Origin of the sequence: Bradyrhizobium betae (assembly GCF_004123905.1) — a bacterium.
Classification (GTDB): domain Bacteria; phylum Pseudomonadota; class Alphaproteobacteria; order Rhizobiales; family Xanthobacteraceae; genus Bradyrhizobium; species Bradyrhizobium betae_A.
Genome location: NZ_MZXW01000016.1, coordinates 509754 through 526554, shown reverse-complemented (window position 1 = coordinate 526554; position 16801 = coordinate 509754). Strand labels below are relative to the sequence as shown.

Sequence of the window (16801 nt, the reverse complement as noted above, 5' to 3'; positions counted from 1 at the left end):
GCGCTCCGTCATCAGATTATCCTCAGAAGATAGTTCAGAACCAGAGCCGGGGGCACCGTGGCGTGTGCTGATCCGCTCGTATTGTTCGATGTAACGCCGATAGAGTTGCTGCCTGTGGAGACGACCGTTCCCGTGCCACCGGTTAACAATTGAAGCAAAACACCCCCTGTGTTCGGGGATGAGGTCAACGTGCCTTGGACGTTATTCGAATTGATTGATGTAACCGAAATCGAGTTGGTCCCGCTTGAAGCGATGCCTGTCGGGAGTTCTCCAAGAGTCAGCGTATGGTTTTGAGCGCCGCCAATTGCGCCAAGTGCAGCCGCCGAAGTCCCGAAATAGGTTGAGGTCAGACGAGACGCAGCACTGCCGCCCATATCATCCTTGCCGGCAATGAACCGCCCGCGAAGGTCGGGAACATTGAACGTTGTCGAGCCATCGCCGCTGCCGTAAGTCGTACCCACAAGGCTGAAATAGGTTGAATACGTGGTGCGCGAGATTGCCTGCCCATATGGCAGGATGAAGTTGGAGCTAGGGGGCGTCGGCGCCGTGTACGGAACCAAGCCACCCACAGGAACAACGAATGGAAGCTGGTAGAAGTTCTTGAGGCGCCATTGATCTGGGACAATGTAATAGGTCGCTGTGTAAACGCCGCCAGCAATCAGTGTGCCCGCCGGGGGCGCAGCGGCTGTCGCGTCAATGACGATGGCAGATGCACCTAACCCATCAACATTGAGCGTTGGGTTCCCCCCGTTCGTGGCATGGGCGAGGAACGATATTTCCTGCGCATTCATGAGCGCCTTGCTGGCGAACGCACTATTTGAAGTTATCGTGTACGCCGTCGAGGTGCCAGCAGTGGATAGATTCCCGCCGGTGTCATCCCGCCATTTCGCGAGGCTCGCCATCATGGCGCGGGCGGAATCGTTGACACTGGAGGGCGCCTGCCCCTCTGCCCAATTGATCGAGCTATCGGCGCTGGCATTTAGGGCCGCTATTTGAGACCATGAGGCAAACCCCGTCGGCATCAGGCATACTCCATGGTCTTCGGCACCACCGGATAGACGCGCACCACGCGCTCACCATCGAGACGAAGCGGGAGCGGCTTCAGGCGCCAATGCAGCACAGGGTCAAAGGGCTGGCTGTCCTCGTTCTCGATCGGAAACCACTCGCCCCGGTCGTCAGGCGTCGGGCGAAAAGTCGTCACCGGGTCGTCGCCGCGGGGAAGCATGACGGAGCCATTCGCCACCAGGGCGTACTGCTGCTCGGCCGCGGGAGAGGCGCCGTCTGTCTGAAGGCGGTCGATCAGCGTCTGTCTGATGTAGTCCGATTTTGACTGGCAACGTCGCCTAGCCGCCCTCTCGATCGCTTCTGAAAGGTTCGTAGGGGCACGAAATTGTACCAGTTGCTCGAATGCGGCGGGCTCGTCCATCGCTCGTCCTCATGCAGATTGCATGAGACCGTATGTACGAGGACAGCCCGGTTTCGGCTATGTCAACGCTGCTACTGTTGCGGTCTTTGCGGCTTCTGCGCTATCCCTGTGCGTACTGGCCGCTAAACCCCAGACGTCGATAGACTACGCAGACGACGTGCTAGAGCGCTTCGACTTCGTCGTCGCCAGCATCCACGACCGTTTCAAACTGGACCGCCAGGCGCAGACTCAGCGCCTGCTTCGGCCATCTCCGATCCTCACACGGAGACTTGCTAAACGGCGAACGTCGACTGACGGCATTCAGCGGGCCTCCCGCTCCGCACTTTGCGGCCCCGCCGGAGCAAGGCGACCGCCCGGACTATCAGTTGGCCGGTGATCGAGAGAGCTCTCGAGCCTCTGGGCTGTGCGAAAGTCCTCCAGGTGCTGAATGTTGGGGCGGTAGGCAGCCTCCTTCTTAAGGAGATTGTAGATCCGACCGGCCACCAGCTGCAGATGCTTCATCCTGCCCTGCGGCATAGATCTCGCTTTGCAGAGAGCTCGGACGGCGTAGGCCCGAAAGTAATCAAATGCGTCTGACATGCTAGCTAAACGCCCGCTGTGGGCCGGAGTTCGATGTGGGATTGGCTTTCGGCCCGCCGACCAGCCATTCTGAGCCCCTCCCGGCTGATGTCGGCGAAATTCATCCACTGGTTCTGTCGGAACTTGGGTGCGCCGTTCGTCTTGAATCCGTGCACAATCCTCTGGAGTTCCGCGTTCATGGCCCCCCGCGCCAATTGGAAAGGTTTTCTGCGTCTTTCCCTAGTCACCTGTCCCGTGGCGCTCTATCCGGCAACGTCCGAGAGCGAGAAGATTTCGTTCAACCAGCTGAACCGTCAGACCGGTCATCGCATCAAGTACTTGAAGGTCGATGCAGATACCGGCGACGAGGTGCCGAACGAGGACATCGTCAAAGGCTACGAGCTTGAGAAGGGCCAGTACATCGAGGTCTCGAAGGAGGAGCTCGAGGAAATCGCGCTGGAATCCACGCGGACCATCGAGATCGACGAGTTCGTCGACAGGTCCGACATCGATCCACGCTACCTGATCCGCCCCTATTACTTGCGTCCGGACGGGAAGGTCGGCCACGACGCCTTCGCGGTGATCCGCGAGACCATCCGCGAGCTGGACAAGGTGGCGATCGGCCGCGTGGTGCTGACCAACCGCGAGCACATCATCGCGCTGGAGCCGCTGGACAAGGGTCTGATGGGCACCCTGCTGCGTTATCCCTATGAAGTGCGCGATGCTCAGGAGTATTTCGACGAGATCGAGAACGTCAAAGTCACAAAGGACATGCTGGATCTGGCGCGGCACATCGTCGACCAGAAATCCGGCTCGTTCGAGCCCGACAAGTTTGAGGACCAGTACGAAACCGCCCTGGTCGATCTCATCAATCAGAAGCGCGCCGGCAAGCCGATTACGCCGAAGGAGCGCCCGCGCGGCGAGAACGTCGTCGACCTGATGGACGCGTTGCGCAAGAGTGTCGGCGGCGCAGCGGCCGAGACAAAGGCTCCTAAGAAGGGGGCCAAGAAGCCGCGCAAGGCGGGGGCCGGCCAGAAGGAGATGCTGATGCCAATCGCCGGTAAGAAACCGGCGAAGGAGGCCGCTGCGAAGAAGCCGACCGCTGGAGCGCGGCGGAAGTCTGCATGAACTATTCGGTGACGCCCGACGGACGCTACTTAGCCGCGCGCAAACGGACGTGCTCCACGTAGGTTCATCAATCTCCGTCTCGGCACTCCGGACACGTGTCTCCGATCGAATCTAGGACGTCGCGCACCTCCACAGCCGCTTCGTCAGCAGAGACGCCGGCGGGCGGATCCTCACGGGCCAGGTCGATCGCGCGCTCACGGGCGTGAGGGTCGGCCCGCTCCTTGGCCCAGCCGTGCTCCTCACATTCCTGAATGGCACCAGCCTCCTGCAGCACATCGATTGCCCAGCCACGCAACGTGCGGATAGTTGGTCGTCGTTCCTTCGTTATCAGCATTGAGGCTGCTCCTGCCGGGACGAATCCCTCCGCCCTCCTGCTCGTTCCGCGCGGTTAGCATGGGTCAGGGATTCTCAAACGGCAGAGCTGGGGTTTGTCCCCGTGTTCCGCGGCCCGTGGAGAATGTTAGGTCGCCGGCGGAGGGTCTTCCTTCACGCCGCGGGCGACGATGCGCAGCCTCCCGTCCGGCAGCGGGCGCTGCAGCTTCAGGGCCTCCCCGGCCGGCGCGGTCAGCCAGGTCTCGACTTCGTTAGGTGTCGTCAGAATCACCGGCATCGCCTTCGGATGGATGGCGCCGACCTCGGCGTTGGGTTCCGTCGTTAGGAAGGCGTATAGGTCGTTCGTGGTTTCGCCCTCCTTGACCTTCCTCACCGACGTCCAGTTGGTCCAGATGCCGGCGAAGCAGAGGAGCGGGCGGGTCTCATCGATCGCGAACCAGATGTCACCACCCTCTGCCTTGTTGAACTCGCTGAAGCTATTGAACGGGACCACGCAGCGGTGCTCCGCGCCTAGCCACCTGATCCAGTGCTTGGACTTCAAGTTTCGGATGTTGGTTGTCCCGGAATCTGGTTCCAAGCGGAGCAGTTCTTTGAAGTCGACGAGCTTGCCCTTCGCTTGCAGCTTCTCCGCGCGCTTCTTCGTCGCATCCATGTGCGCCTTCGACGACGAGGGCATACCCCAGCGTGCGGTCGCGAGCTCTCGGCCGCCGGCACCGGTTCGCACGATCGGCGCCTTGTAGTCCGGAAACACGCTTGGCATCGGCGCCAGATTGCCGACGTAGCGATTGACGACGCGGAACAGCTCACTGATCGCCGCCTGGTTGGTGGTGATGCTATAGAGATTGCACATCTCAGGAGGCTTTCTTGGGACGCCGGGACGGCGCTTCTGGCTGTGGGGCGCCGGTCGGATGCAAGCCGATCAGGTCGGGTCGACGCTTTTTGCGGAGGGTTCGCTGGCACGGGCCGCAGTAGAGGTAGTCGCGCATTAGCGAAACCTGCCGGTCGCGCGGCTGTACGACCAGCGCAAGATCGATGATTTCGGTGTGCTTGCAATGCTCGCAGCGGACCTCAAGGAGCGGAAAGCCGCCGGCAATCGCGGCCGCGATCGTAGATGAAGCATGGTCGAGCTCACCGATAAACAGCGCGGTGTTCCAGGCCGCACAATCGAGCGCGTAAGCCTTGGCGCGGGCAGCATCCGCCACGGCATGGGCCTGGGCCGATTGTTCGACGAGGTTTGCGAAGGTCACCTCCGCCTTGTGAATCTCGCGGGCGAAGTGTTTGCGATCACCGCCCGACATCGGCGGCGGCTTAATGATGCGGGCGGCGGACATGGTTGGCAAGATACGAGCGTGGTGACCCGAGGACCAGCCGCAGGCAGTTGGGGGCCTACGACCCAAACACGCAACAGGTAGGTCAACGCCGACTAAGAATATTTCGATTTACCGAAATTTCGCTTGCCCCGTCGGGCAAAACAGTGGTTCATAGGATGCTGGCTCTACTCAAGTTGCAAGGACCAGCCCCATGCCTGATCAAATCGAAGCCGCGTCTGAACTGTCGAAAATCGCCAAGCTCAATGGTGATTTTCGCAGGAACTACGGCTTACTCCTTGGAGCCTTTCTGTATCTGCGTTCGATCAGCGCTGTGCGCGGCCGGGTTTGGCTGTGGTCTGCCTTGGCCTCAATCGTTGGTTCGCTCGCATTGAGTTGGATCGGAAAGCACGCTTCATCTTGGTTTTCAGGGTGGCTGGAGTAGGCCGCCGGGGACAACTGTAGGGGCGCTCCATGGGAACTGCACTCACTGTCCAGAATGTAAGATTGCCACGACGTCGGGAGATCGAACTCCGGGCCGCGCAGTACATCCGGATGTCGACGGATCGCCAGCAGTATTCGGTTCCGAACCAGATGGCTGCCATCGCCGTCTACGCGGCCGAGCACCACCTCACCATCGTGCGCACTTACCTCGACGAGGGTATCAGCGGGTTGAGGATCAAGAACCGGGCGGGGCTGATCGGCCTGCTTAACGACATTCAATCCGGATCTGCTGACTTCGCGAACGTCCTGGTGCGGGATGTCAGCCGCTGGGGCCGATTTCAGGATAGCGACGAAGCCGCATACTACGAGTTCATCTGTAAGCTCGCGGGTGTGAAGGTGCTCTATTGCTCTGAGGTCTTCGAGAACGACGGAAGTCCGATGTCCGGGCTCTGGAAGAACATGAAGCGGGTGATGGCGGCAGAGGACAGTCGGAATCAGTCGGCGAAGGTCTTCGCAGGGCAGAGCCGAATTGCCGGACTGGGCTATTGGGTGGGAGGTCAGCCTGGCTACGCGCTGCGCCGTGAGCTGTTTGACGCGATGGGCAACTCAAGGGGCTTGCTTCAGCCGGGCCAATGGAAGGCGTTGCAGAATGAAAGGGTGGCATTGCGCCCCGGTCCGCCAGACGAAATCGCGATCGTGCAATGGATCTTCGCAACATTCGTCGGAGGCGAAGAGGAGACCGCCATAGCACGGGAGCTGAACGCGATAGGCGTTGCCAATCATCGTGGTGTTCCATGGAATCTCCAGATGATCGGGCGCATCCTTCGGAACGAAAACTACATCGGCAACGTGGTTTACTGTCGGACATCGAATTACCTACGGGGACGCCGTGTCATCAACGGCAAGCACAAGTGGGTCCGGAGAGAAGGCGCGCTCGAGCAAATTGTGCCTGCGAAGGTCTTCGATGCCGCCCAGCAAATTATCGAGCGGCGACTACGACAGCGGCTGTCATCTGACGAAATGCTCAAGAAGCTCCGCGTTCTGCAACTCCGTCTGGGTACTCTGTCTGCCAATGCGATCAATCGGGCAAAGGGATTGCCTAGCGCGGACAATTATAGTCGGCGGTTCGGCAGCCTTCGCAAGGCTTATGCGCTGATCGGCTACGTTCCTGACGCTGACTATCGCTACCTTGAGACGCGTGGCGAACGGATGGACCTCGTCAAACGTATCGCTGTCGAGATCGGGACCGGCTTGCCGAGTGCAGACCCCAATCTCATTGTCGAGCGGGCCGGCGGATGCTTGGCTATAAAGGACGGGTCCTTCATATCGTTGCGCGTGGTCCGCAGCTGGCAGCACTCGCAAAAGCACTGTCTGGTCTGGTCGCTGCGGCGTGGCTCGAAGGCTCGTCCGGGCCTCGCTGTCGTGGCTAGACTGGATGAGCAGAACCGAGCGCCGATAGACTTCATCCTGGCTCCGATCAGCGCCGTTCCGGAACGACCGGTGATTATGACCGAGGCTGTCGTGAACAAGCGCTATCCAAGTAGGTTCAAGGATACTGCGGGGTTGATCCGAGCCTTGAAGCGGAGGCTACGCGCGGCTATGGCCTAGCAAGCTAAGAAGCCGTGCGGCTTATGGCCAACGATCTATTTGGCTTTGTTGCTGTGATTGACCGCGAAGACCTGAAAGAATTGGCCGGCCGTTGTCTGTGTGAATAGAATTTCCAGCGCGGTAATCTCCGCATAGCCCAGGCTATCACTGCCCACGTTAATCAGGTCGACGACGGTCAAACCATTGCCAGTGTCAAAGTTTGAAGCAGGTGCGCCGGGAATCCGGATCAGGCCCAGCATGCTAGGGCCCCTAGTGCGGATGGCAACTTTGATCTGCGCCGTGTTTCGCCGGGGAAGGTCCGGAGAGCGGAAATTGATCCTCTGCCACTGATCAAGGCCCGCCGAGGCGGGGCCCAGGTCCATCGAGTCGGCCATAGGGTCAATTGTTGCAGTGGCCGGCGTGAGGACCACAAACAGAGCAATGAGAACGAGTCGCGATGTCCGACGCATAGCAGCGATCCTCAGCCTGTCACCGAGTAGGGCGGCTGCAGCGCCTTCGCTCGATCCCACGGCACGGCCGGCCTCTACTGCTGCTTCATTCCGAGTTGCTCGGCGCAAACGCTACCAAGCTGAACGCCGGTAGGAATGGGCCCGTAGTAGAGGCTACTGTCCTTGTCTTCAGTATCGAGACTTTTGATCATTCCGTTCGACGATGCAACGACGTTGACCTTGCAAGCGTACCCCTTCGAGCTTCCCGATGCGCTCGATGGGCCGTCACGCGAGACGGAAATTGAACTCCCACTGGCTAGTTGCCAGCTATAAGCCGTTTCGCCGCTGTTCATCTTGAAACTACTTGCAGGCGGCCCCCACCGCATGACTAGGGCGTCAACATTTTTCCCGACGTAGTCTTGCCCTAACTTGGCGCGAACATCTGCGCCAGTCGCGTAACATCCTCCCAGCGCCAAACAGAGCACTGCAATTCCCAGCCAACGCATTTCTCACCCCCAGAGCGCTATATCCAAACGCAACTGGCGCGCGAGATCAAGAGAAAGTGCCAGGATTTCAGAATGGCTGCACCATCCGCTTCCGTAAGTCGATTTGCTGCTATGCCGCGACTGCTTCATCATTTCCGAGGACCAGATCTTCCAGGCCTTCGACAACATCCTCCGATCAGACATCAGGTATCTCCTGACTACTACGTTCCCGGACGGCAAAACCGGGCGATCAAAACCGGAGACTTCTTTCCGATCAACTTGGCCGCGCCTCCTTACAACTTCCCGCCACCGATCGACAGCTTGGACTTTGGGAAATCGATACCCTGCGGTGCCGGCGAAACGGTGTTGAGACTCGGGAGGCGGCGAGGGGCGTTGGCGCCAGCGGGACGGATCAGAGCGAGAACTTGGCCGTCGCGAGAGCCCCGACGGATGCTCTTCTTTCCTGGCTGTGCGGCCGCGCGGCCCTCGCGTCCAACGTTACTGCATCGCAAAATAGAAAGCGGTTGAGCTCGACAACCCTAGCGCGTAGCTTGACGTCGGGGGTTCGAACCAATGAATGTTGAGGACGCACATTTCCTGCTTCGGTGTCTGCGCTATCGCCTTCACACCGAAAAGCTGCCCTTGAAGACGCTGATGCTCCTTAATCTGGAGGGGGCGACCGTGGTCGACATCGGCGCGAACAAGGGCATCTATTCATTTTGGCTGGCGCGCGCCGTCGGTTCGTCCGGCCGGGTTCTGGCGTTCGAGCCTCAGCCGGAGATGACGCGCTACATCCAGCAGCGAAGGAAGAGCTTCGGCTTAGACAACGTGGAGACATTCCAGACCGCGCTTTCGGATCACAAGGGCGCCGCTCAGCTCACTCGACAACGTATTGGCGACGGAAGCGCCTCGTTGTGTCTTGATCGCGGCGCTGCGGGCGACGAGCTGATCTCGGTGCCGTTGGCAACGCTCGACGACTTCAAGATTCAAAATCTCAAATTTCTCAAATGCGACGTCGAAGGGCATGAGCTTAGTGCTCTGTCGGGTGCACGACGTCTGATCGAGACCTATTGGCCGGTGATACAGTTCGAAAGCCTTGCAGCCAACGCGCCTTGCATCTTCAAATTCCTTGAGGAGCTCGGCTATCGAGGCACGATGTATCTGGACGACCGGTATCTGCCTTGCCAGGCGGGCTGGCAGATCCCCCACCGGAAATTCGGTTTCGGCGGGCATCGCGACTTCCTGTTCTTCCCCGAGGCCGCGGTCGGATCAACCATTCCGTTCGATGTTTGCAAGCGGATCGAGGCTTCGATGGCTCGCCATTCGAAGATGATTGCGCAACGAGCGGACAATGGTTCGCTTTTTCCTGCTGGCGGCTCTTAATCTGACCCCGTTGATGCCAGCCCGCTTATGCCTACTCCGCTTCGGAGTGCAGAAGTCTTCGGTCTAGGCAGACCGAAACGTTCAAAGTACTGAGCAACTTCCGAGGCGGAATGGTTGCCGGAATGGTATGCGGCGAGAGCCGCCATATCACCATCCAGAAACATAGCCAGAGCGACTTGGCTGACGACCCAGACGCCTCCACCGACACGCCGCCCTAGACCATGCTGCGGGCACCAATTCCGGATCGTGGTTTCTGACTTGCCGGCCCTCTTGGCCGCAGTGGCCAGGCTGATGCCTTCTCGGGGATCGTACGGCGTGAGCACCCTCCATGTAGTCTCCTCAGCGGATTGCATGCTGACCTCCGCAAACGAGAACCGCACCCGCGGTAGGCTTCCGCCTAAAAGTGAGCGTCGATCCCGACCTCCGACGGAATGCCGCCGTCTGATCGGTCAGGGCGAACACGGTCCCGCCTCCCAGCAACATCGCCAGGCCCATGACATCGTATCGGCATCCTGGTGCGACGGCGTGAACGCCGAACAAATCGAGAGCGGTCCAGCCGAGATCGCAAGCGGCACGATCCCAGTTCGACAGGAAGGCATTGGCGTCCTCAATCATCTGAGACCATCGCTCTGCGCCCGCCCAATCGGGGACCTGCATCCGCTTCAGCTGCCGCAGAATTGCATGCCATCCGGCCGGGTCGTCCTCGAAGAATTGGGTCGTTCGCCCCTCTTCGAAATTAGTGGTGGCAGTGGGGACACTGGGGACAACTCGCGTAACCGATTCAATTTGCTGCGGTTTTCTGTCCCCACTCGCCGCCGGGGGCTGTCCCCACTCAAAAACGAGTGGGGACACGGTCCTATCTTGAGTGGGGACAGAAAAGCCCTTGTGTCGCAGGGACTTCTCGGAAGTGTCCCCACTGCCACCACTGTCCCCACTTGTTTTCATGAAGGCCACGATGTCCCGGGAGAAGGCTTGCAAGTCATGCTTCATTTGCATCCTCCAGGAAGGTCGATCGGATGTGGTAGAGGCGCATCTTTCCGTACTCGGGCACGCGAACTGACTTCGCCATGTGAGAGCCTTCGCCCTCGACGTAGCCCTTCTGCCTCAGCGTCGCTGCGACACGGCGCGGGTCGAGCCCGGCGCAGATTTCCTTCCAGGCCGTGGTGGTGACATAGAAGTCCCAGCCATCGCCCATCTGCTCCCTGAAGCCGGCGACGTCGCGAGCCTGCATCCCTTTGGGCGAGTTCTCCTCCCACGCGGGGATGAAGCGTGACATGCCGTCCTTCAGGAGGAAGGTTCTCACCTGCTCCATTCCGGCGGCCGTCTCGGCTGCTTCATGCCCACCGCGCGCTGCGAGCCACTGCTCGAAGCACAGGGCTGCAGCCTTCACGGCGTCCCCCCGCGACCAGGGCAGGATGCCGTACAGGGTCGCGATCTCTCCGCCGGCGGCGATGAGGCCGAACCGCTGGGCCACGCGACCAACCTGCCCGTCCGCTCCTGCCGGCACGTAGGTTTCACAGAAGCTCTTCACGACGTCCTTGACGATCTTCCGGATCTCATCGATCTCGGGGACGATCGCGGATAGGTATTCTCTGGCGGCGACACCATAATGCTGCTGGGTTGCAGTCTTGAAATGGACTGCGAGAGCCTCAGCTGAGGCGAACCCATGCAGCTTTTCGAACATCCCCATCCCGGCGCCGGCATCAGCCGACACGTCCACGATCCTGATCTGCTGACCGGCTGCCAGGCGCTTGCCGCGGCCGTCTTCGGCGACCTTGTCGGACAGCCCGATTTCACCCGAAGACAGGAAGAGGACGCGCCACTTCGCTGCCCGGCGAGCCGTGCCGTCGCGCATGCTCCGCGACTTGCCCGAGCCGTTGGCGAGCATGTATGCGGCCTCTCCCGCGTCCTTGGCGGCGAGCTGGGAGAGTTCGTCCAGACACAGCAACGTGTCGCAATGCGCCAGTGAGACGCCTTCGAGACCGTTTGCCGTGGACCGCCACGAACGCACGTAGCCATTGGTATCGCCGCCACCCCAGACGCTGCCGGCGACATGCAGGGCCGTGCTCTTGCCGGTGGACGAAGCTCCCTTGAAGTGAACTCCTCCGCCCTCGGCAGCACAGGGGCCAACCAGCGGACCCGCGAAGGCCGCGGACAGCGCCAGCACCAGCCGGCTATTGCCGACGGCGTACCGAGCTACATTCTGTTGCCAGCTTCCAAGGCTACCTGACTGACGAAAGGGATGCTCGTGAGCGGACGCACTCTGCAGCAGCAAGAGATCTCGATCGTCAACGGCGAAGCACTCGTCCGGCATAACGAATGAGTTGCCGTGCCAACCGACGCGCTGGGTCGCACTGGCGCGCTTCGGCGACCTCACCTGAAGCAGGAACGAGTTGAAGAGGTTCCGAGCGGTGTTGCTGGGCGAGATGAAGAACCCGCCGTCCATCAGGATCCGGCGAGCCTCTGAGCCGTCCCCGGCCAAGGTCGCCCGCGGCAGGGCGAACTGGTGGTCGCGGCCATCATGGTCCTTCCAGTGCAGCAAAACGCCCCAGCTTGCCCCTTCGGCGTCGCGGGTCTCCGCCACGATATCAAAGTGGCCGGCGACCAAGATCGCGGGCTTGTCGAGATCGTCCGGATTGCTCCACATCAGGCCGCGATCAGAGAAGCTGTAGCCTACAGGCAGAGCCGACTTCCTCTCGGCCCGCGCGTTGATACGCTCCTCGTCCTGGCTCGGCTCTTCCGTGGAGGGTTTGCACTCCTCGATCGTCCGCGCCTTTTCCTCGAGATCCTGGAGTGAGTGCCCGGCTTCGAACCAGTCGGACACGTCCTGCTTCTTCTCAAGTTCTGCGAACCGTACTACCCGTACGCTCTCAGCGACGCCGAATGCGAGCGCCGCCTTTGCATCGGCGTGGTCCGATCCCTCCTCATCGTTGTCTGCCAGGATGACGAGATGCTTTCTCGCGAAGTGCTGCTCGCAGCCCGCTGGCAATCCGTCGCCGACGCCGCCGAACGTGAGGGCGCAGCCGCCGCGCTTGCCGACCGAATCGACGTCCTTCTCGCCCTCGGGCCAGAAGACCGTGCTCGAGCCGTCGAGATCACCCGCCACATAGGGGACGGACTTATAGCCATCGGGCTTGCGATACTGCCAACCCGTGCGGCCATCTACGTCCGCAACGCGATATGCGTTGAAGGCCCGCTGCTCGCCGTTCGTCATGATCTTGATACGAACAGGCACGCCGCCGCACTTATAGACGTGGCGCCGCTTCTCGTTGTCGCGCTGGCGCGGGCCCTCGTCCCCGGCCGCCATGAATCGGGGCTTGCCATCCTCGTCAGGCTTCGTCCGTGGCGGGAAGACAGGCACGTTCCTAGCTTCCGCTGGTGTGGCCGCAACATTTGCTGTCACCCTCGGCTGGTGATCGCGTACGTTTCCGGTCAGGTTGGTGCCAGCAGATTGGACGTTCAACATCGATGCGAGGTCTCGCGCCGCATCCAGCTTCGATTTGCCGTCGAGGTACGCCTTGAGATCGATGACGTCGCCGCCCTTGTCGCCGGTGGCGAAATCACACCAGACACCGTTCCTCAGGTTCACTTTGAAGCTGCCCGGCTTCGCATCGTTGCGCGTGGGGTTCCGCGCAACCCACTCGCCGGACTCGCGGCGTCCACCTGGTAGCAACTGCGGGATGACGACGTCCAATGCATTGAGCGCCGCCGAGCTGACGGCCTTGAAGTCGATGCGCTGGGCGCCATTGAAGCTTTCCATGATCTTTCCCATCAACGGGCTCCTCCCGCTGAAATCTTCGCCGCTCGCCAGCACTGGGCCGACATGCCGGACGTATTCTTGCCTCGCGTGCCGTCTGGCTCGATCTCTCCCTGCAAGTGCAGTTCGGAGATCCGCGGCCTGACAGTCAGGAAGTTGATGTTGAGGCGGTCGGCGATTTGGTCCGGCGTGAAACTCGCCGGATGGTGCGATCGGAGAAACTGAAGCACTCGCTCGCGAACGGTGGAGGCCCGTTGCGCCACCTTGAGTGCGGCTTCGCTGCCGGGACCGATGGCTTTGAAGCCGGGGCTATCGGGATAGCTCATTGACGCACCTCGCTTCCGAGGCCTGCCAGGTTGGCGATCAGATCAGCGAAGGCCGGATGAACGCGATAGCGGCGGGCGACGAACAGGCCGGCGCGGCTGTTCGGCTGCAGGAGGGTGACGCGCCACGAGAAGAGTGGCAGGTCAGAAACGGATTGTGATGTTCGGATTCGTTTGGTATTCGTCTTCACGTTATAAATCCTTGGAAGCCCGGTACGCATGATCTGATCCGCCAAGATGTGGATCGTGCAGCCGGGTTTTCATTTGAGAGGGGTTGGGTCAGGCGACGCGACGAACTTCGGAGGTCGATCTGACCAAGGGTCCGATCTTCCTCTGTGCCCAGGCGTCGAGGCCGGAGATGGGGTAAAGTGGAAAACGCCCCGCGAGCCGAAAGGGCGGGCCTTCCGAACTGATGCAGGCGAGCTTCGCCAACGTTTTGGGGGAGCAGGGGACGTTGTACGTGTCTGTCACGTACTTCGCGGCCTCCTTCCTACGAAGGTGCCGCTCATTCATGTTTGCGTCGTCAGTATCCATTGTCGTCTCGCATAATCACGGATCAATCTCCGTGGGTGCGAGGTAAATGGAGCGCCGAGAAATCCGCGGTAAAGATGCGCGGCTGTAATCGCTGCGGATTTGGACCGCGGATTAGCCCGCGTATATGGCTGCGCGTTAGCCGGACTTTTTCTCACCTCGCCCGCGGGTGGGGAATCCCTTGCGGAGTTGGCGCACCTTGTCTCGGCCGACCCCCAGCTGCTTCATGTGAGCAATATCTTCGTCCTCGGTCGGGATATAGCCTTCGGGCTGCTGCTCCCTCCAGCGCCGGAACGCGGGCTCGATCTTTGCCTCGGCGAGACGGCGGGGAGCCTTTGCTGACTCCTCCACAGGCAGAGCGGCGGCCAATGTCGTTGCGGCAGGTTTGACAGCTTGCTCGCCCTCGGCAAGGCCACCAGGAGCGCAGCTCATCAGGCTTTCGCGGGTGACGAAAATCCATTGGAAGGGGTCGCTACCGATTCCCAAGTTGTATGGATCATCAGGCCTCAACTGGCAGAGATCGAATCGATCGCGAATGCGCTCCGAGTTCCACCAGCCTCGCGGAACGGGTGTCGGATCGCCGCCGGCTTTCTCACGGATGGCGGTAATAAGAAAGCCGGCTTCTGCAAGATGCTTTATCCGATCTTGCACTTCAAGGAGGCGACGAAGTTCAGGCGTTCTCTCGTCCTTGAGCTTTTTAACGATCATCACGGCATCCATCCACTCTTTGCCGGAAAACTCGAAAGAGTGCTGATACGGTTTGCGCGGCTGTCGGTTATGTTCCGGATGGTGCTTGACTAGCAGATCATGGACGAGGCGAGCCCGCCAGCCAGACCTCTCCGGGAAAACCGAGAGGTTCGGCACGGGGTCGCGACAGGGCTCATCACCCGTCCAGTCGACTCCAAACATCGACTTGCCCATCGCGTGGACCGCTCGGCCAAGGAATACGTACGAGGCGTTATCGTCTGGCCAACCAAGTGACTTCTTCCAGAACTCAGCGCGCAGGCTAAGTTGTTTATGTATTATCTCGACGCTCATTGCACTTCCGCTTGTGCTCCGCATTTTGACGACGCGGCAGGCTGGTGCGGACCAGCTTTTCGGGAGCTACCCTAGCCGCGCCGATTAATCAGGCCTTCCGAAACTGGACGACCTTGCTCTGTTTCCTTCCATGCATGGCATCATCGATGTGCCGGGCGATGCGGTCGGCAGCTGCCAGCAGCGCCGAATCAATCTTGTGAATGTAGCCCATGGTCACATTCCCCTTCTTGGAATGGCCAATGAGGGCCTTGATCGTTGGTATGGTGTAGCCGAGATCCTCAGCTGTGGAGCTGAAGGAATGCCGGAGGCCGTGGTTGGTAATGCCAGGCACTTCCTTCGCTGACACTTTCTGAAGCCATCGAGTCAGGCCGGTGTGATGCTTGGCTTCGGTCGTGATAGCGGGGAATACGTATTTTGACTTTGATTTGGCCATTGCGGCCTTCAGGACGGCAATGACAGTCGGCCCAACAGGGCGGATACTCTTGCCTGTCTTGCTGTCACCGAGACGGAGGGCCATCCCGACCGGATCCACCTCGGTCTTTAAGAGGCTTTCCAGCTCATCCAGGCGGCAGCCCGTCATTGCCGACGTGCGGCTTGCGAGAACACGCTGCCAATGTTCGCCGTTTGCCTCGGCCGTCCCGAGGCACCTTCCGAGACGACGATAGCCGGCGTCATCCAAGCGCCATTCCCGGGTCTGATCCTTCGGCCGCCTGATCCCCTTTATAGGGTTGTCGGGCCGATAGCCCTCATCGACTGCGTAGCTGAATATGCCGCCTAGCAGGCCCATCGTCCGGGCGGCGGTTCCCTTGCCACCTGTTACAATCGCTCGCCCTCGGGTTTTGGTCTTGACGTCGACCGCGGACTTTCCGGCGATGATGTCCCGCTGAAGGCCCTTGGCATCGGTGGGGGTGAAGCCCTTTACGGTCTTCTTTCCGACGAGCTTGATTATGTGGCGTTCGATGCGTCCCTTGTCGCTATACAGGGTGGTCTCGCTCTTCGTCTCGCCGCGGCGGGTGAGGATCAGGCCGCGTTTGGCCTTATCCAGGTATTCTCTGCAAAGCTCCTCCATCGTCATGGCGCCGCGGGCGAGCTTCTTGCTCTCAACGGGATCTGAGCCCCTGACGACGTCTACAAGGGCCAGCTTGGCGTCTCTGCGGGCTTCTTCTGGGGTCAGGACACCATAACGGCCCAAGGTGAGCCGCCGGCTACGCCCATTGGCATTCCGGTACTGGACAACAAAGGACTTTGCGCCGCTTTTCTTGACGCGCAGGCCGAACCCACGAAGTTCGTCATCCCAGAGGAAGACATCCTTCCCGGTGGTTTCCGCAGCATCAACGATGCGTTTAGTCAGCTTGGGCAACTTTCCCTCGGGTAAGCACCAGGTAAGCAGGCGCCAGAAAACGGGGGAAATTCGAAGCAACGACCGTAGCCCCCAAATCAGGCCGATTTCAGCCTATATCTGAGGGCGATCAATTCCAAGGGATTTCAGGTAAGCAGGGGCAATCTGCCCACCTTTGCCCTCCGAAGGCAAAGGTCACACGTTCGAATCGTGTCGGGTGCGCCACTCCATGGCACCGCCTTCCCAACCACCCCGATTGTGACTTGAGAGCAGCGTGCGCCATCCAAGCGCGCGCTCACGTCAACATCGAAATAATCGACTGGATCTGGTCGGAGGCGGACTGCACCAGTCCGTCGTATGACGTCTGGCCGTGTGCGGCCGCGTTGAGGATGCATTCGGCCACGGCTGCTTTCAGACCGAACACCGATTGATGGGCCGGTACGCTCGCCATCACGGTCTCGAGTGCCTGGCGCATGGTCTGAATGAGCTCGGAGCTGTATTGCATGGTCTGTCCTCTGCACGCTGATGTAGGATCGCATGCCTAGGCTTGCCACTCACAAGCCTGAGATTGCTTTTTGAACCGGTCGAGACTGAATTTCTCAATTCAAACGCCAGATTGCCGCATTGGGCACGCCGGCAAACGCGACCCAGGCTGCGTAAGGTGCGAACAGTGCCGCGGCGAGCCTTGTCTCGTGATGTCTCGAGAGCGATTT

At 60.3% G+C, this 16801-nt stretch carries 17 protein-coding genes and 1 tRNA gene; 5 read left to right on the top strand and 13 right to left on the bottom strand.

Annotated features, from left to right (window positions below):
* Positions 1 to 11: 11 nt before the first annotated feature.
* The gene (locus B5V03_RS12730; RefSeq protein ID WP_129270626.1) at positions 12 to 1022 is read right to left on the bottom strand and encodes a tail fiber protein; all 1011 of its coding nucleotides are present in this window, start codon (positions 1020 to 1022) and stop codon (positions 12 to 14) included.
* On the bottom strand, positions 1022 to 1426 hold the full coding sequence (locus B5V03_RS12725) for a hypothetical protein (RefSeq protein WP_129270624.1): 405 nt from the start codon (positions 1424 to 1426) through the stop codon (positions 1022 to 1024). The genes B5V03_RS12730 and B5V03_RS12725 overlap by 1 nt, the downstream gene beginning before the upstream one ends.
* A 756-nt stretch (positions 1427 to 2182) precedes the next feature.
* Here B5V03_RS12725 and B5V03_RS12715 point away from each other — a divergent pair.
* Positions 2183 to 3112: a Ku protein gene (locus B5V03_RS12715; RefSeq protein WP_129270620.1), complete on the top strand. Its 930-nt coding sequence runs from the start codon at positions 2183 to 2185 to the stop codon at positions 3110 to 3112.
* A gap of 67 nt (positions 3113 to 3179) precedes the next feature.
* Here B5V03_RS12715 and B5V03_RS12710 read toward each other — a convergent pair whose 3' ends face one another.
* The 3 genes from B5V03_RS12710 to B5V03_RS12700 all read right to left on the bottom strand — a co-directional run bounded on the left by B5V03_RS12710 (position 3180) and on the right by B5V03_RS12700 (position 4776).
* Complete coding sequence (locus tag B5V03_RS12710) at positions 3180 to 3446, bottom strand: hypothetical protein (protein ID WP_129270619.1); 267 nt, start codon at positions 3444 to 3446, stop codon at positions 3180 to 3182.
* Between the two features lie 126 nt (positions 3447 to 3572).
* Entirely contained in the window at positions 3573 to 4295 is a 723-nt protein-coding gene (locus tag B5V03_RS12705; RefSeq protein WP_129270617.1) for an SOS response-associated peptidase, read from the bottom strand.
* A gap of 1 nt (position 4296) precedes the next feature.
* Positions 4297 to 4776: a hypothetical protein gene (locus tag B5V03_RS12700; protein ID WP_129270615.1), complete on the bottom strand. Its 480-nt coding sequence runs from the start codon at positions 4774 to 4776 to the stop codon at positions 4297 to 4299.
* A gap of 190 nt (positions 4777 to 4966) precedes the next feature.
* Here B5V03_RS12700 and B5V03_RS12695 point away from each other — a divergent pair, with 190 nt between their 5' ends.
* Together B5V03_RS12695 and B5V03_RS12690 are read left to right on the top strand one after the other, a co-directional pair.
* On the top strand, positions 4967 to 5197 hold the full coding sequence (locus B5V03_RS12695; RefSeq protein ID WP_129270613.1) for a hypothetical protein: 231 nt from the start codon (positions 4967 to 4969) through the stop codon (positions 5195 to 5197).
* 29 nt (positions 5198 to 5226) lie between these two features.
* Positions 5227 to 6804 carry a recombinase family protein gene (locus B5V03_RS12690; protein WP_129270612.1) on the top strand — a complete coding sequence of 526 codons (1578 nt, stop codon included), beginning with the start codon at positions 5227 to 5229 and terminating at the stop codon, positions 6802 to 6804.
* A gap of 35 nt (positions 6805 to 6839) precedes the next feature.
* Here the strand turns inward: B5V03_RS12690 and B5V03_RS12685 are convergent, their stop codons facing one another.
* Positions 6840 to 7043, bottom strand: a complete 204-nt coding sequence (locus B5V03_RS12685) for a hypothetical protein (RefSeq protein ID WP_129270609.1) — start codon at positions 7041 to 7043, stop codon at positions 6840 to 6842.
* Between the two features lie 1247 nt (positions 7044 to 8290).
* Between B5V03_RS12685 and B5V03_RS12675 the strand changes: the two genes are divergently transcribed.
* Positions 8291 to 9100, top strand: a complete 810-nt coding sequence (locus B5V03_RS12675; RefSeq protein WP_245502204.1) for an FkbM family methyltransferase — start codon at positions 8291 to 8293, stop codon at positions 9098 to 9100.
* Positions 9101 to 10079: 979 nt separating this feature from the next.
* Here B5V03_RS12675 and B5V03_RS12665 read toward each other — a convergent pair.
* The 5 genes from B5V03_RS12665 to B5V03_RS12640 all read right to left on the bottom strand — a co-directional run bounded on the left by B5V03_RS12665 (position 10080) and on the right by B5V03_RS12640 (position 16109).
* Positions 10080 to 12872 (bottom strand): DUF927 domain-containing protein, encoded by a 2793-nt coding sequence (locus tag B5V03_RS12665; RefSeq protein ID WP_129270605.1) that lies wholly within the window; start codon positions 12870 to 12872, stop codon positions 10080 to 10082.
* Complete coding sequence (locus tag B5V03_RS12660) at positions 12872 to 13183, bottom strand: HTH domain-containing protein (protein WP_129270603.1); 312 nt, start codon at positions 13181 to 13183, stop codon at positions 12872 to 12874. The genes B5V03_RS12665 and B5V03_RS12660 overlap by 1 nt, the downstream gene beginning before the upstream one ends.
* The gene (locus tag B5V03_RS12655; protein WP_129270601.1) at positions 13180 to 13371 is read right to left on the bottom strand and encodes a hypothetical protein; all 192 of its coding nucleotides are present in this window, start codon (positions 13369 to 13371) and stop codon (positions 13180 to 13182) included. Before B5V03_RS12655 ends, B5V03_RS12660 begins: the two co-directional genes overlap by 4 nt.
* A 478-nt stretch (positions 13372 to 13849) precedes the next feature.
* Positions 13850 to 14749, bottom strand: coding sequence for a hypothetical protein (locus B5V03_RS12645; RefSeq protein ID WP_129270599.1), 900 nt, complete (start codon positions 14747 to 14749; stop codon positions 13850 to 13852).
* Positions 14750 to 14837: 88 nt separating this feature from the next.
* A complete protein-coding gene (locus B5V03_RS12640) occupies positions 14838 to 16109 on the bottom strand; it encodes a tyrosine-type recombinase/integrase (RefSeq protein ID WP_129270597.1) in 1272 nt (423 codons plus the stop codon).
* 133 nt (positions 16110 to 16242) lie between these two features.
* Here B5V03_RS12640 and B5V03_RS41430 point away from each other — a divergent pair.
* Positions 16243 to 16313 (top strand) — tRNA-Arg (locus B5V03_RS41430).
* Between the two features lie 70 nt (positions 16314 to 16383).
* Here B5V03_RS41430 and B5V03_RS12635 read toward each other — a convergent pair.
* Together B5V03_RS12635 and B5V03_RS42280 are read right to left on the bottom strand one after the other, a co-directional pair.
* Positions 16384 to 16593, bottom strand: coding sequence for a hypothetical protein (locus B5V03_RS12635; RefSeq protein ID WP_129270595.1), 210 nt, complete (start codon positions 16591 to 16593; stop codon positions 16384 to 16386).
* Between the two features lie 94 nt (positions 16594 to 16687).
* Positions 16688 to 16759: a hypothetical protein gene (locus B5V03_RS42280; protein ID WP_245502231.1), complete on the bottom strand. Its 72-nt coding sequence runs from the start codon at positions 16757 to 16759 to the stop codon at positions 16688 to 16690.
* Between the last annotated feature and the right edge of the window lie 42 nt (positions 16760 to 16801).